Genomic DNA, 15602 nt, shown 5'->3' on the forward strand with positions numbered 1-15602 from the left:
TAATACTTCCTCCTCGAAGTTATGAGTCTGCTAATTTTGTTAAACAAAATGTGAATAAGAACTTTTACATAAATCTCTTTTTATCAAGTTCCATCTAGTGGAACAATCAATTTCACTAAACGGAACTTTATGAATGAATTATAACAAAGCCACTTTTATCTGTCACGAAAAAAATTAAAAAATTCTGTCTTTTGATTACTAAAATAAAAAACAGCGCCCAGTAAAAAGGCGCTGTCAATACAACTTGTCCACAATGTGGCTATTCTTATTGGTCATTAAAACATTCCGAAATCTTTAAAGCATTCATCTTCACTTCATTTTTAATTGAATCGATTACAGCTTGCGTAAATCTTGTACTTGGCCCAGATACGCACAGACAAAAATTCACTTCTTGATCCTTTCCAAAAATAGGTGATGCAACTGAATTAACTCCGGCTCCTCTTTCGTCTAAACTCATAGCAATAGATTCCTTTTGAATAATTGGCAATTCGCCTGATAGACTGATTCGTAATGCTTCGGAATCTAAGTTTTTTAGAATTGATTCAACAAACGCCGGAGACTGAAAAGCCAATAATGCCTTCCCACCTGAACCTTTCTCCAATGGAAGTGCCTCTCCGATACTTACTACATGACGGATTGATTGATTACTGCCGTATCGTGCAATACACCTTCGTTCTTTATTTTCAAGCATATATAAACTTACTGATTCTCCAATTTCATTTCTTAGCTTCTTCATGAATGGTTTTGCAAGTTCCGTTATTTCAAATGAAATGGTATTTTCTGCAATACGACCAAACTGATACATTTTATAGCCAAACTGATATTTTGAATTGGAGAATTTTTTTTGCAGAAGACCATTTTGTACTAGTGTATCCAATAGTCTGGAAGTTGTTGATTTCGCCAAATCTATCTTATTCGAGATTTCCGTTAAGGATAATTCTGGCTCTTCCAAAGTAAAGCAGTTCATTATATTAATTGACCGTTGAACTGTTCTTGACCCTTTTAAGCTTTCATTTTCATCCATTAAATGTCCCTCTTTTACAATTATTCACCAACTGATTCTTGGCCATTTAAATGTACTTCACTTATATTATGTATGTTAATTCCAGCATCATTTACCCAACGAGGGCTTTCCATAATACGCTCAATCCCGAAACCAATTCGCTCCCTCATCCATATGCACGAAGGGAATATCCGTATCAACCACACCTCTGATTCGTTCTAGCTCAACATTTTCCCCTTCGAGCCATTTCGCAAAATCTATTGAAGTCGGCTCCTGGTTCCCCCCCAAGGCAATCCAAGCTTTCATTTCCTTAGGTAAATAAGCGGAAGTATGAATCGTTCCCGCCCAGCTGCTATATAAATCCGAGAATACACCTTGATTGGTATCATTAAACAATCTGTAAGCATCGTAGGCAGATGAAAGTCTCCCTTCATGATCTTGGATGATCTCCAATCGGCGCCTCGAATCGATAAGATGGTTACGGTTCTCATTTTTCATGATTTCAAAGTGATTTGTACAGGCATTTGACGTGCGCACCTCTACATTTCTCGGAGAGGTTTCAACGATATAGGTACTTCCGCTTTTATCATAGACGACGTAAGTGAAGGAATGACGATGCGGGATTTCCTTCAACATCGCGACCGCTTCCTGTACGTTTGCACAAGATTCAACAATCAATCTGCCAATCATGCAGCAAATGAAACCATCACCAGGGTTCTTGCGATTCATGAAATTATAGCCTATCACCAAACCTTTTTCATTCATTCCATCCATCCGGCCTGTCCCTCTCTGACTCGGGCCGATGCTTGCATACCCTTGATCGGTTGGCTGGAATAAAACATAGCGTCCTTCATAGGTCTTTGGGTGGTAATCATAATTGCGAATGAGATAATCATCGCCAGTCATGATGGAGCAGCCCGACCGAACATAATCCAATCGGTATCCACCGAACTCTTGCAGTACGCGGTCAATTGGCCATTTCAACGCTTCCTGCAACCCCAGTAATTCTTCCCAAACTCCAGGGGCGAATTGTGTAATTGCTTTCTTGACCTCTTCTTCCTCAACCGTAAACCGCGGCTGCCTGATCTTCCACTGATCTTCACGATTTTTTACCGTTAGTGAATCTTTTAATTCCTCCCCTTGCATGTATCCAAACTCATAATGTGTACCCCGAAATTGTATGACATCACTATATATTTGCTTCACGGCTTATCCCTCATTTACAGTAGTTGCTATTCAAATTAAGGATACTTGAAGTATTGTTGAAAATAAAGAAGATAAGCATTTAATTTTCACATGTCAGTAGTTCAGATAAGAAGACCAATGCCTATAATTTGATTTACCTTAAAAATGAAAATAGCTCCTTTCAAATAAAAGAAGACCTATTTTATCAGAGTTTCATGTGGAATTAATTTAATTAAGCCTCGATATTTATTGTCTTTTAGAATTACTCTGTAATGAATTTCAAAGATTCCCCATTGTACTTCTTTATATCAACTACATCAAAGCCCAAAAATTCTTGAAAATCATTGTCCGCAAAACAAAAGTCAATTCCTTTAAAGCTAAACTTACTTTTAATATCCTTTTCAGTTATGCGGAATGAAAAATTCTCTCCATTTTTCTTATATATTTTCTTGCTTCCAGCTATTTTAGACAACTTTGATGTTATTGGACCAAAAAACTCGATCCCTACTATTCTATTACCTTCATCAATATCCAACTCTAAATATTCATTTACTTCTAATTCAATAGTGGACACTATCTTATACTTTACGGATGAGGGTAAAGTATATAAATATGCTAACTCTGCTTCTTTATCATATGTAACCTTGGATTTCATTTTATCCCTACTCCCACCTTAATTTAGATTTTGCTGTTTTTATAGATAGTAGTAAAAGCTATCGTTTGTTACTGTAGAGCGCTTATACCTGAGAAGGAAAACTTTTAAGCGAGGGACCCAAAAGTTAAATGCATGGATTATCAATTTGATTTCGCAAATAAAGCCCACTCCTTTTTAGTAAAAGGAGTGCCAATTAATGTAGCCACTAATATTGTATTTATTCAATTGTTTTTTTAAAGCCATACACAAAATGAGTAAGAGTAATTAATTCGAATTACTATTCTCCCATAATCTAAAATATATTTACTATTGTTTCAAGTGAACCAAATGAAACTGGAGAGATTGTAAAAAAACGTATAATGTCATAGTTGAAGAAGCTGCAGATAAAGAATTCATAGCAACATTTATTGATACAGAGACTGTAGAGGCATAAATGTTAACTCAAATGAATTTGAAGCCTCACTTGTGTGGTTTATTCCTCTCTGTGTAGTATTAGGGAAGACTTACTCACTTGTAGGATTGCTGTAGTTATTGCTGGTTTAACTTATACCGCTGTAACAGAGATACAAGCAAATCTGATGTAGAAGATGTTCTAATAAATGAATATCTTTCTAAATCACAAGATAAAAGAGATCTAGTTGATCCAAAGGAACTTGATTTATATCATAAGTGTTAAATCATTGATAATGTTGAAATTCTACACAATTTATTTACAGATCAAGAAAAAAGTGATTTTCTAAGTTTAAAAGAATTAAACAAACAATATACTCTTGATCCTTCTGAAACTACAAAAGAAGAAATCGAATATATTCTTATTCAAGAAGGAGAATATTTGGTTATATTTTTAGGAGTCGACAGTGATAGCTACATTAAAGATTTCAAGACAATTGGTAAGCGAAAGTAGAAAGGATTTATAAATATGATTTTAGGACAAAAAATTATTCTTATAAGTATAGGCATATTTTCATTTGTCGTGATATTATTTTTATTGTTCAAAACAAATAGGAACAAATTTTTTACGAAAAACAATTTAATTAAATTGGAAAAAATTATAATTTCCCTTTGTATTCTAAGCTTCCTATGTACAATAGTTAGTCCTTCTCTTTCTGTTATTAATCTGGCATTGCAAATTTTGTTAGTAATAATTATTTGCAAAATAACTATTAGATTTATAATTAATAAACCCAATAAGATATATTATTTAATCTTATCTATACTTTTTTTTATAATACTTGTTATGCAGTTGATAACTCCAATAATAGTTTAAATAACCAAAAGGCCCTTCTCAATGAGAAGGGCCTTTTGGTTATCAAATTATTTTACGCGCAGCTTTTGCCCAACCATGATTTATAGCTACTTTCAAGTTTATTCCAGTCCTTTACCTATATAATTGTGCTCCCGTATTTTTTACCAAGAGTAGATACTGTGTCGCCTTTCACAACTGTGAGATAAGTAGCTTTTAATAAAGTTACAACAAGCTTGTAGCCAATTTGAAGAGAACTAGGAGCCACTTTAGGATTTAATGATTTCAGATTGTCCACAGTTGTTCCATACCTTTTAGCAATCGAGTATAAGGTATCACCGTTCACATGACCTTTTGTCAAGTTTTCAATAAAAACACTTGTTTTTAATTTAGCTGTATCCACGGCATTATCAATAAAATCCACATCTAGTTAAAACCGTAGGCATGGTGCTAGTTCGAAGCACTTGAATGTTGGCTAATTTTTTACCCCGATCCTTGATTTCAATTAGCATCATGATTTTTGCATGGATAGTAGATTGATATTCTTTTGCCTTAGCACTTGCAAGTGTAAATATAATCTTCGTAACCTGTACCACCACCAGCGTTAATGTGGATGGATAAGAAAATGTCTGCTGCCCATTCATTAGCAGCTTTAGTACGTGTAGATAAGGATGGATAGGTGTCACCAGCCCGGCTCATTTTAACTGTTACTCTTTATAATCTTCTACCAAACTCTTTATATTTGTAGCTATTTTTAACGTAAGGTTCTTTTCTTGCAGACCATTTCCAATCCCACCTGGATCTGATCCACCGTGTCCTGCATCCCTCCTCAAAAATGTGAAGGTGTGAAACACCCATTTTAGGTGGGAGATGAATGTCGGTAGGCATAAGCCTTCATTTTTTTTGTATACTTTAGGTATCCTATTAAAAAGTGAGGTGCAACCTGTGTTAGTAAATAAGGCATATAAATTTCGTAACTATCCCAATAAGGCACAAGAAATATTAATTGCTAAAACCATTGGTTGCAGTCCCTTTGTATTCAATCTTTTTTTTGGCTTTATAAAAATAACTCTAGGACAGTAAATAAGTGCCCTAGAGCTTTTTTCTTTACTAATTTATTATATTTGCATAAAACTTTTATCTCATCGGAAACTATAATATAAGAATATTCATTTTAATTTTTACTACAATCACCAAACAGTACAGATAATAGTAGGCTTTTTTCTATTTAAAAAAAGTTGGAACTTTAGGAATGTATCCTAAAGTTCCATTAATAAAAAATGTTAAAATAGTTAAAATAACGGATAGGGGATATCCAAATTATTTTGTCATCCTCATCAATCTTGTTCCCAGTCTGCTCAGCAGCTCATTCGATATGCTGCCTGATTTGTCGGCAACCTCTGGTGCAGTTAGTTCTTTTTCACCATCTCTCCCAATTATGGTAGCAATATCGTCAACTGCCACATGAGGTATATCCGTAACATCAATTGCAAGGTGATCCATACAAACTCTCCCGACTATTGGTACTTGATATCCATGTATTAGTACATTACCCTTCCCACAAGATAAATTTCTTGGTACTCCATCAGCATAACCAATGGGCAATATTGCAATTAAACTATTTCTGCTTGCAGCAAATGTTCTTCCATAACCAACCGTCTCGCCTTCCTTTATCGCTCGGATAAGAATAATCTTGGATTTCAGTGATAAAACTGGCTTTAAGTCTAACTTTAATTTGGTTTTGTCAGTTGGAGAACTAAGAACTCCATATAAAGCTATACCAGCTCTTACATAATCACATTGGAGTTCTGGATAATTCAGTAATCCGTAGCTGCTCTGTATATGCACTTTATCAGGGTTAACCCCGTTTTCCAACAACATATCTATCAAACTATAAAAACGGCTTATTTGAATCTGTGTAAATTCCACATCCTTAGGTAAAAGACTATCTGAAACACATAAATGCGTATAAATTCCACAAACACCTAATTGCTTTGTTTTAAAAATCTCTATAATCTTTGATATATCATCAACATCAAACCCAAGGCGTTTCATACCAGTATCAATCTTAATATGTGATTTGAGTTTGTAACCTTGGTGACTTAAAGAAACCGCATAATCATAATCAATAAGGCTTTGTATAAGGTTGTATTTATGAAGTTCTTTCGCTCTGGTAGGACAGGTATAGCCCAAAATCAGTATTTCACCTTTAACACCATATTTACGCAATTTAATACCTTCATCTATGGTTGCTACGGCAAAGGCTTTTACACCTATTTGATTTATGAATGTCGAAACTTCAAAGGCACTATGCCCATATGCGTCTGCCTTTACGACAGCCATCAGTTCGCAGTCTTTTGGCATGGATTCCTGTAAGATTCGTACATTATGCTCAAGATTGTTCAAATCAACCTCAATCCACGATCTATCCATACTGTTTTGTACCTTTTTACTGCGACGCGATTTTAGGCGACTATAAAGACGCAAAATAACAATAGATGCAGCGACAGAAAAGACAGATACAACAACATAGTGAATAAGACTATTTTCTACCAAAAGCGACAGCATACCCAGGATTGTGGCAAGCATTCGTACTATTACAATCATCATTGGATGAATAATATAAACAATTAAGGTTAACGAGCTGAGTGCCTTAATTCTTTGTCCCTTCCAATATGTAAGGGCATTAAATAAAAAGAACATACATGGCAGAAGCATAATATACATACTGTCGTGTCGTTGTACTCCCCAATGATGAAGTGCCATCCCCTCGCCAAACATAAGTGCGAAAGATATTACAAATCCAACAACACTTTTTTTTAGGGTAACTTTTATTGCTTTATCCGCAATAATGCCACCAAGGACAAAAAATAGTGGGGCAAAGAAAAGTCCATTTCTCGTGTAATCAGATACCTCAAAAATCAACTCGAACATCTTTTTAAGAAACGGTATTTTTTCTGCAAATCCGTAATAGCTATCGCCAAGCATCCCCACTACATAGAGAATGCCGGTAACGATCAGTGCAAAACTGACCCCAACCCTTTTCAAAAGATACCACGCAATTGCAGCACCAATGATAGATGCAGGTAGATACCATAAATGGTATATAGTACCATCAAAAATGATATCTTTAATGATATTGGGAAGTAGATTGTCCATCGAAAAATAGCCATTATAAATGTTTAATGGAATGTACAGCAATATGGAAATACCATATATAATGGACGTCTTTTTGATAAAGTTTTTCAATTTATCGGAATTGTAATTGTACCTTAAAATCAGGAAAAAACCTGTTGTCATAAAAAAGAAAGGTACGGCAATTCGTGCAATAATCCGAGTTAAGATGAAATCGCCTGTTTGGCTGTATAAGGATAATGGAGATGTATGGACTGCAATAACCAGTAATGCAGCAGTAAACCTAAAATAGTCAATGCCTGCATACGTTCTATTCCTGTTCATTTTTCCACCTCCAAATAGTCACAATAAAACCGTCTACATTATTGCCGGATACTTGATAAATTGAATGCTCAGGTATAGTTATTTCCACTCTTTCTTTATGGCAAGGAACAAAGAATATTTCAATTTCTTTTCCGTCATTGTCCGACATACGATGATGTTCTTTGTTATAAGTGAAGTTCCTTATATAATCAATGTACTCCTCAAACGACAGATGTTCTTTATCCATCACTTCTGAATGAGGGTGCCCAACATAGCGGAAATGCCATGGTTCGTGAGCAATCCCTGTTATACCTTCTTTGTCTGATTGATAACGCTCAACAAAGCCGTAATAAGGTGCTATTTTGCGAAATTCATTGCAGATGCCATCATACGGAAACTCTGGTCGAATGAAATCTATAACCTCTTGTTTTAATCCCAAGTCAATTGCAAGCCCTGTATGATGCTCACTGTGATTTGGCAAAGCAACATACTTTTCAGTAAAGCTTCGACCATTGTCACGCATTGAGCCATTATATATTTCTACTTGTTCAGCTAGCGATCGGTGTCCACTAACTGCAACAATTTGATCCGTACAGCCGATTTTGTCAAAAATGCACTGCAATGCATTTACAGCATTACGCTTCATACGTACATCAGGATACTTTGCATCAACGATTGAAAATCCTTCTATGCTATGAGAGTGAACGGGATAATGGGCATTCACGAGGATTAAGTTACCTGTATAAATCTGTGATTTGTTTAGAATGATAGTTTTCATTTCCTGTGTATAAACCAATCAGCTTGTCCAAAATTTCTGCATAGGACATACCGATACCTTTCATCATATTGGGATAACGACTATGAGAAGTGAAGCCAGGGATAGTATTGACCTCGTTAAACACTATCTCTCCCGATGGTGTCAAAAACATATCCACTCTTGCAAAACCTGAACAGCCAAGTATTTGATAGATAGTTTTTGCAGTTTCCTGTATTCTCTGTTCGCAAATATCATCAATTCGTGCTGGCATATGAATTTTTGAGGTTTTCAGGCTATATTTCTCTGTGTAATCAAAGAAACCGTTAGATAATTCAATTTCGTCTACTCTGCCTACAAGCAAGTCATCTATTCCCAAAACTGCACAACCAACTTCAAATCCGTCAATAGCTTCCTCGATAATAACCTCACAATCATGTTCAAATGCCAAATCAACCGCTGCCTGCAATTCGGATTGTTCGTAAATCTTTGTAATTCCAAAAGATGAGCCTGCTCGGACGGGCTTTACAAACAACGGATACACTAAATCTTTTGACAAGCTAAGTGCTTCCTTCATTGTGGACTTTCGCAGTGTTATTGCTTTTGGCGCGGCAATCCCTGCGGCTTGAACAAGTTTATGCGCTCTATCCTTATCCATACATAAAGCCGAAGAAAGGGTATCACAACCAATAACCTGTATTCCTGCTAATTCAAACAACCCCTGAACTGTACCATCTTCACCATTTTTTCCGTGCAATAGGGGAAAAGCAAAATCAAGTTTAGTAACATTGATGCCTTCCTCAGAAAGCTCAACAATACCACCCACTGAGCAATTTTGAGAAATGATAATAGGGGTAAGGTTAACGGTGTCATCTATCCACGAGTCGTTAAGAATATGATCGAATTTTCCGTCATAACGATACCAGTCACCTTGCCTTGTAATACCAATTGGAATAATTGTATATTTCCTTACATCTAAGTTTTTCAAAATTGAGAATGCACACTGTAACGATACGGGATACTCCGAAGAATTACCTCCGAAAATCACTGCAATATTAGGTTTCATTTTTATTTCCTCCATGTTTTACGATTTCAATGTCATCAGGTAGCTCGTAACCTATTTCACAAGTATTGTTATATAGAAAAACTTGTTCGTTTTGCCCTTTTAAAATATTTGTTCTAATGCAATCAACAGAAGCCTTTTGAAACACTCGGCTACCAACTTTGTAATATGAAACAGATTGATTAAAAATCTTATATTTATAGGTCTGCTCCTTGTCAGAACGAATGTGACCGTACATAAATTCTCCGTCAAATGAGATGTTGATCTGAAACGTAATATCTGTTTCATTTCTTACTTTCAAATCTAACCAACCTTCATTGATAGTTGCATCAGTTCCATGGGGGAAACTATCTGTCGATGGAAAGGATTCAACAGCGTGTCCGTGTCGCTCTACAAGCGTTAGCGGCGTATGAAGGAACATCCAGAACAGCATATTACTGAGCTGACAAATACCTCCACCGTATGAGCCTACAATTTTCCCATCGACTAGATTTAAGCCGTCTTTGTATGGTTGAAAGCGGTCAGCATACCGTACAAGTTGCCAGAAAGAAAAAGTTTCATTTCGTTTTATAATGAACTTGTCGAGCGGTTTTGCGGCAAGTTTCAAATTGTGTACTTTGTTTACTTGGTACTTCATATCAAATCCGCTGTTTTTATTCAGCATCAATGATGATGTTGAAAACACCTCATAGGGCAAATCAACTACGGCGATTTCCTTTGCATATTTATTGCCGTCTAAACGCATCTTTATATAGAAAAGTTGCCTCCTTTGCCATTTGCGTAAAGGAAGCAGAAACGGAAATATCTGCGTTACTCTTCTCCGTGACACTGCATTCACTCCTTTGTCTGACTCCATTCAAAACAAAAAAGCACTCTTGTTTTGATACGATAATTGTATCCATAACAAGAGTGCCGTTTATTTGTTTACTCCAACGACTTTATATTATTTTTATATTGAATTTCTTACAATTTTCCTACGAAAGAGGAAGTGTCACTTCAAAACAGGTCAATTCGTTCTTGCTGTATGCCAAAATTGTGCCTTGATGAAGTTCGACAATCTCCTTTGCGATAGCAAGTCCCACCCCAGCTCCGCCGCTGCTTGAACTACGGGCAGTATCTAGACGGTAGAATTGCTCAAATATTCGTCCAAGTTTTTCTTCTGGTATTGTATTCCCACGGTTAGTGAACTTTAATATTATTTGACTGTCATCCTGTTCGGCGGATACTTCGATCGTAGTGTCCTCATAGCTGTAATTAACAGCATTACGTAAAAGATTATCAAAGACACGTTGTACTTTATCCACATCACATTTTAGCATTATATCCGGTACTGTATGCAAAGTACATTTCAAATTTTTCGTTGCGAACATCGTCTGGAATTCAAACACTAATTGTTCAAGCATTCGTGTTAAATTAACTTTGCTGTATTCAAGCGTAATATTTGAAAGATTAAACCTGGTGATTTCAAAGAACTCATTTATCAAATCTTCAAGACGCTCTGCCTTATCCAATGAAATTGATAGATATTTTTCTCGTAGTTCTTCAGAAATTTGGTTTTCATCTCTGAGTAGAGTGAGATACCCTATTACAGATGTGAGTGGTGTTTTCAAATCATGAGCAAGATAAACGATGAGGTCATTTTTGCGTTGTTCAGCGAGCTGGGTGTCCATTTTCCGCTTATCAAGAGTATGCTTAATCTGATTTATCTTTTTTTCAGTAGCAGATAATTCTGGGGATAGTATAACCTCTCCAGTATCCTCTCTGATTAACGCATCAATACCACGATTGACCTCAATAAAATACTTGGTAAATTGATTAAGATAAAATCGTAAAAGGATAAAAAACACAACGATGCACGCTGCTAAGGTAATTAAATCTGCATTATTCCGAAATATCTGCTGATATAAATTCAACGAAACATCGTAATCTATTTTTAGCACACTATTAAGAAACCAAACTAAACCATTTGCCAAACGCCCTTTTAGCACAAAACCAAAGATTAAATAGATAATAACAGCGCCAGTGAAAACCATAATGGCTGCTCTGGAAAACAGCTTATTTCGTAGCTCTTTATATTCTCTATTATAATCAATCTTTTTATTTTTCAATTGTATATCCGACCCCCCATACTGTTTTAATGAACTTTGGCTTTTTGGCAGGCTCGTTCAGCTTTTCACGCAATCTTCCGATATGAGCCATAACGGTATTATTATTATCAAGATATTTTTCGCCCCAAACAGCTTCAAATAATTCCTCAGAAGAAACTACCTTACCTTGATGTTCACATAAATACCAAAGGACAGAGAACTCTTTGGGCGTTAATGAAATTTCCTTTCCAAACAAACAGCATTTGTGAGTTTCTCTATTAATTAGTAATCCCTTTATTTCATATTCGTTAACGATAACTGTTTCGTTCTCGGATGTATTGTTATACATCGTATAGCGTCTTAGTTGGGTCTTAACTCTTGCTACTACTTCTAACGGGTTAAATGGTTTTGTTATGTAGTCGTCAGCCCCAATAGTAAGTCCCATTATTTTATCGCCATCCTCAACCTTTGCCGTAAGCATAATAATGGGGTAGAAGTACTTTTCCCGGATTTTCTGGCAGATTTGAAACCCTTCAATATCAGGAAGCATAACATCTAAAATAGCCATATCCAGTTTGGTGGACTCAATACATTTTAGAGCATCCATACCATTGTAAAATTTATATACCGTATATCCATCATTTTTAAGATAAACCTCAAGCAAATCGGCAATCTCTTTTTCATCGTCAACAATTAAAATATGTTCATTCATACTTGCGTTTTTCCTTCCTTGTTATCGGAGATAGCTTCCATAATATCGCCAAAGTCGCATTCAAGAACTTGACATATGCCAAGTAAGACGGGAAGCGTAACATTTTCATTTTTCCCAAGTTTTGCAAAGGTGCTTTTACTTGCACCGACTGCTTCACGAAGTTGGCTTTTTTTCATACCTCTATCTATTAGTAGCTTCCATAGCCTGTTATAACTGACTTTCATTTTAACCTCCACGATTGAATGATAATAATAATTAAAATATAACACAAATCAACAGTCTTTATACGCAACCCTTTAGACCGTTTATTCAAACTTTTGTTACAGATTTACGGGCTGTACTACATGCAAAGCAAGCCCTCAAGAACAAACAACTAAAGGATTAATTCGAGCCTGGTTATACAATCGAGGAAATTAAAAAAGCCTTTGAAAAAGTAATTAAAAGATATGTACAAACAAAAGCAGATAATAAAACTGATTAAATAATTACAGTTGACTGTCCTTAACAAGAGAAAATGTTCATTTGATGCATACTTTCGGCGTGCTTAGCGCCATCAAAGGAGTCTTAATAATTGTTAATAACCTCATTGATAGTAACCAATGGATGCGTAAGCAAAAACTTTTACGAGCACAGCCAAATACAAAAACTGAAAAGGGTCTCAAAAGGATGAACGTCTCTCAGAACGCACACTAAGCACAACGGACTTACCTGATTGGTATGAAAAACTAAAAGCAACATTTAATAATATGTATTGAATATATTACAGGATCTCCAAATCCTAATTTTCCAGCCAGTTTTATAGAGGCTTATTTAATATGTGACAATCCCAGCGTGGCATTATATCCTTTTCGAGCCAGTGATCTATAAATATTTTTGCATAAGTAGGTGCAAATCCTTTTCCCCTATAATCTCGTGAGTTGCAATATCACTTTCTGAGAATTGAAGTGAAGAAAAAATTAAGTACATTATAATTACTTTCCCTTTATGAAGAATCTAGTAACCGAAATATTTTTCTTTGTCGTCTCAAGGAATATTTAAGAAAGTTAGAGGAAAAGATGGAACAGATTAAAGCGAGAAAACAGCAGGTTGAAATAAAAAGAACGAAAAGAGCGAACATGAAGATTGATTCAATTTAGGAGAGATTTTGAGAAATATTTTGATATTGTCGGTGCGAATCAAGCCGAGAAAGTAGCCTGTGGTATGGAAGAGATGATCGTTACAAAGAATAAAGAACAAATTTTAATGGACATTGATTTGAAAAAAATCAAAGAAAAAGGTGAAATCATGTTTAAAGATGGGTGACGTCACCTTTTTCTTTTTTTATGTGCATTGCATATTTTTCTAATTCTGGTTTCGGAAATTATTCAGCTTTTGTTTTAGACTCTTACTTGGGGTAGCATCAGGAAATGCGGATTTACAACGTTAATCTATTCTTAAAAGTAAAAATTACTGACTTAGCAACGATAAGATTTTTGAGACAAGTTGTATGGAACACTGTAGTCAAGAATAAACCTAGATTTCTATTATTAGCCCATCTTTCATTTTCACAGTCCTATCGCAAACTTTTGCTACACTTTCATCATGTGTCACTAAAATGAAAGTTTTCCCCTGTTTATTGACTTTCTTAAAGATATTTAGAATTGTCGCCTCCGTTTCCTCATCCAAGGACCCTGTAGGTTCATCTGCTAAAATCAAATCGGGATTATTGGCTAAAGCTCTACCAATTGCAACTCGTTGTGATTGACCTCCAGAAAGTTGACGAGGATATTTATCACCCTGATTCTCTAACCCTAACTCTTTTAATAAATAAGCGACACGTTCTACAATTTCAATCTTAGATTTACTAGAATATCTCAAAGGTAAAGCCATATTCTCAAAAACAGTTTTTTCTTCTATTAATGCATGATTTTGCAATACAAATCCAACATGCCTCTTTCTCCAATTGGCCGCTTCACTACTTGATAAATTTCCGATATTTAAATCATTAAAAACGAATGAACCATCCGATGGTTTTTCAAGGCCTGCAAGAATGTATAACAATGTTGATTTACCTACTCCGCTTCTTCCCATAACTGCGACCATTTCACCTTCTTTAATAGTAAGAGTTACTCCATTTAGTACACCATGCTTCTCCTTACCAGTTCTATATGACTTTTTAACATCGTTTAAAAGTATCAATTCATTACACCCTTCTTTTTAGCATTTCAGATATATTCAGTTTCTTTAATTTCATATATAGAGGGATCATACCCATTAGAATAATAATTAGTACCACAATAATCATTGGAACATAGTAAGTATACGAAATTAAGCCAATCGTTCTCATATAAATAAAGACTGATATTAGGGATATAGACATGACAATTAATAATTCAAAGAATATATAAATCATAAGTTTATTAATAGTAGCACCTGAAATCAGGTGAATGGCATATTTTTTCATATTTACATTCCATTTAACAGTTAATGAAAGAGCGATGCTAATTACAGAAAAGATTAAAAGAAGTAAAGCAAAAGCTGTTAGTATTTTTTTATTAACCGAAAGCATCGAAAGCATAAAATCAATATTATTTTCATTTGCTCCGATAAGCTGATAATCATAGAATCCAGTTTTTTTTGATATACCTTCAAGAGCTTTTCTTACTTGCAACTTATCAAGTTCCGAGAATACTTGACCGTTAATTGCACTTAAATAAGACTTTTGCTGGAATGCCAAGGATTCCGCATCGCTTGGACTTCCCATTATAATATTCGGCATAATTATGTATCTATCTAAATAAAACTCAAGGTCATCTCTTACCGGCAAATTCACGTTTGACTTCAATATTCCAATTACTTTTACCTTGAATGGTTTATTCAGGTAATCAACGTTAAATATATCTCCCTCTTTATAGAGCGAGGCATATTCAGCTCCTAAGATAATCGGTATTTCATTATTATTTTGATCTATGAAATCTGCCTTTTTGAAACCCCTACCTGTAAAAAGAGGCAAATCAAATTTATACAGCACATTTTCGTTAATTTGTATAGCTTTTGCAACTTTGAATGTTAACCCATTTTTCTCAAAATCCGGTTGTAAAGAGTTTGTTTCATACCCATATATGAATTTTTCTGAGCCTTTGAAATTGTGTACACCTATTGATTGGTTATTAGTATATATATATGTAAAATCTCTATTTTGTTGATTTAAGTAGCTATAAAACTTCTTTATAACCTCTAGCTCAGAGGAATCAGAGAAAAATTGCTTTTCTCTATCATTTATTAATTCATCAGAAATTTGATAAATGTTCTCACCTTGATATTGTGCGTAATAACTTTTTGTTTTTGTATCAACATTAAACCAATTTAAATATAGCGTGGATAATAGAATTAATAAGCAGGTCGTTATTATAAAGAGTAGGGAGGAAAATAATTTCCTCTTCATTAAGCTTTCTTTAGCTTCTAACAAGATTTGTCTCATTC

The 15602-nt window shown here is 35.0% G+C and carries 16 protein-coding genes and 2 pseudogenes; 2 read left to right on the forward strand and 16 right to left on the reverse strand.

Features of this window, described 5'->3' with window-relative positions; translation table 11 throughout:
* Positions 1 to 265: 265 nt before the first annotated feature.
* The 6 genes from ACQKFG_RS17195 to ACQKFG_RS17220 all read right to left on the reverse strand — a co-directional run bounded on the left by ACQKFG_RS17195 (position 266) and on the right by ACQKFG_RS17220 (position 4940).
* Complete coding sequence (locus ACQKFG_RS17195; protein ID WP_349729723.1) at positions 266 to 1024, reverse strand: IclR family transcriptional regulator; 759 nt, start codon at positions 1022 to 1024, stop codon at positions 266 to 268.
* Positions 1025 to 1144: 120 nt separating this feature from the next.
* On the reverse strand, positions 1145 to 2209 hold the full coding sequence (locus ACQKFG_RS17200) for a C45 family autoproteolytic acyltransferase/hydolase (protein WP_427560962.1): 1065 nt from the start codon (positions 2207 to 2209) through the stop codon (positions 1145 to 1147).
* A 241-nt stretch (positions 2210 to 2450) separates the two neighbouring features.
* Positions 2451 to 2843, reverse strand: a complete 393-nt coding sequence (locus ACQKFG_RS17205) for a DUF2283 domain-containing protein (protein WP_427560965.1) — start codon at positions 2841 to 2843, stop codon at positions 2451 to 2453.
* Between the two features lie 1382 nt (positions 2844 to 4225).
* Positions 4226 to 4510 (reverse strand): LysM peptidoglycan-binding domain-containing protein, encoded by a 285-nt coding sequence (locus ACQKFG_RS17210; RefSeq protein WP_427560968.1) that lies wholly within the window; start codon positions 4508 to 4510, stop codon positions 4226 to 4228.
* A 128-nt stretch (positions 4511 to 4638) separates the two neighbouring features.
* Positions 4639 to 4785, reverse strand: a complete 147-nt coding sequence (locus ACQKFG_RS17215; RefSeq protein ID WP_427560971.1) for an N-acetylmuramoyl-L-alanine amidase — start codon at positions 4783 to 4785, stop codon at positions 4639 to 4641.
* Positions 4786 to 4793: 8 nt separating this feature from the next.
* Positions 4794 to 4940, reverse strand: a complete 147-nt coding sequence (locus tag ACQKFG_RS17220) for an N-acetylmuramoyl-L-alanine amidase (RefSeq protein WP_427560974.1) — start codon at positions 4938 to 4940, stop codon at positions 4794 to 4796.
* Positions 4941 to 5031: 91 nt separating this feature from the next.
* Here ACQKFG_RS17220 and ACQKFG_RS17225 point away from each other — a divergent pair.
* Positions 5032 to 5136 (forward strand): annotated as a pseudogene (locus tag ACQKFG_RS17225) (helix-turn-helix domain-containing protein); the annotation flags it as partial.
* Positions 5137 to 5406: 270 nt separating this feature from the next.
* Here ACQKFG_RS17225 and vanT read toward each other — a convergent pair.
* The 8 genes and pseudogenes from vanT to ACQKFG_RS17265 form a co-directional block, all read right to left on the reverse strand.
* Positions 5407 to 7545 carry a serine racemase VanT catalytic subunit gene (gene vanT / locus ACQKFG_RS17230; RefSeq protein WP_427560977.1) on the reverse strand — a complete coding sequence of 713 codons (2139 nt, stop codon included), beginning with the start codon at positions 7543 to 7545 and terminating at the stop codon, positions 5407 to 5409.
* Complete coding sequence (locus ACQKFG_RS17235; RefSeq protein ID WP_427560980.1) at positions 7532 to 8302, reverse strand: D-alanyl-D-alanine carboxypeptidase family protein; 771 nt, start codon at positions 8300 to 8302, stop codon at positions 7532 to 7534. Before ACQKFG_RS17235 ends, vanT begins: the two co-directional genes overlap by 14 nt.
* Positions 8259 to 9344: a D-alanine--D-serine ligase VanG gene (vanG, locus tag ACQKFG_RS17240; RefSeq protein WP_427560983.1), complete on the reverse strand. Its 1086-nt coding sequence runs from the start codon at positions 9342 to 9344 to the stop codon at positions 8259 to 8261. The genes ACQKFG_RS17235 and vanG overlap by 44 nt, the downstream gene beginning before the upstream one ends.
* Complete coding sequence (vanW, locus tag ACQKFG_RS17245) at positions 9334 to 10170, reverse strand: glycopeptide resistance accessory protein VanW (RefSeq protein WP_427560986.1); 837 nt, start codon at positions 10168 to 10170, stop codon at positions 9334 to 9336. The genes vanG and vanW overlap by 11 nt, the downstream gene beginning before the upstream one ends.
* Before the next feature lie 145 nt (positions 10171 to 10315).
* Positions 10316 to 11449: a vancomycin resistance histidine kinase VanS gene (vanS, locus tag ACQKFG_RS17250; RefSeq protein ID WP_427560989.1), complete on the reverse strand. Its 1134-nt coding sequence runs from the start codon at positions 11447 to 11449 to the stop codon at positions 10316 to 10318.
* Positions 11439 to 12140 carry a VanR-ABDEGLN family response regulator transcription factor gene (gene vanR, locus ACQKFG_RS17255; RefSeq protein WP_427560992.1) on the reverse strand — a complete coding sequence of 234 codons (702 nt, stop codon included), beginning with the start codon at positions 12138 to 12140 and terminating at the stop codon, positions 11439 to 11441. The genes vanS and vanR overlap by 11 nt, the downstream gene beginning before the upstream one ends.
* On the reverse strand, positions 12137 to 12364 hold the full coding sequence (locus tag ACQKFG_RS17260) for a helix-turn-helix domain-containing protein (protein ID WP_427560995.1): 228 nt from the start codon (positions 12362 to 12364) through the stop codon (positions 12137 to 12139). The genes vanR and ACQKFG_RS17260 overlap by 4 nt, the downstream gene beginning before the upstream one ends.
* Before the next feature lie 572 nt (positions 12365 to 12936).
* Positions 12937 to 13041, reverse strand: a pseudogene (locus tag ACQKFG_RS17265) (GNAT family N-acetyltransferase); the annotation flags it as partial.
* 221 nt (positions 13042 to 13262) lie between these two features.
* Here ACQKFG_RS17265 and ACQKFG_RS17270 point away from each other — a divergent pair.
* Complete coding sequence (locus tag ACQKFG_RS17270) at positions 13263 to 13442, forward strand: hypothetical protein (protein ID WP_427560998.1); 180 nt, start codon at positions 13263 to 13265, stop codon at positions 13440 to 13442.
* Between the two features lie 210 nt (positions 13443 to 13652).
* Here ACQKFG_RS17270 and ACQKFG_RS17275 read toward each other — a convergent pair whose 3' ends face one another.
* A complete protein-coding gene (locus ACQKFG_RS17275) occupies positions 13653 to 14318 on the reverse strand; it encodes an ABC transporter ATP-binding protein (protein WP_427561001.1) in 666 nt (221 codons plus the stop codon).
* Positions 14319 to 14322: 4 nt separating this feature from the next.
* Positions 14323 to 15600 (reverse strand): ABC transporter permease, encoded by a 1278-nt coding sequence (locus ACQKFG_RS17280; protein WP_427561004.1) that lies wholly within the window; start codon positions 15598 to 15600, stop codon positions 14323 to 14325.
* Between the last annotated feature and the right edge of the window lie 2 nt (positions 15601 to 15602).

The sequence above is a fragment of the Peribacillus sp. NPDC076916 genome (assembly GCF_050269675.1).
In the GTDB taxonomy this organism is placed as follows: domain Bacteria; phylum Bacillota; class Bacilli; order Bacillales; family DSM-1321; genus Peribacillus; species Peribacillus aracenensis.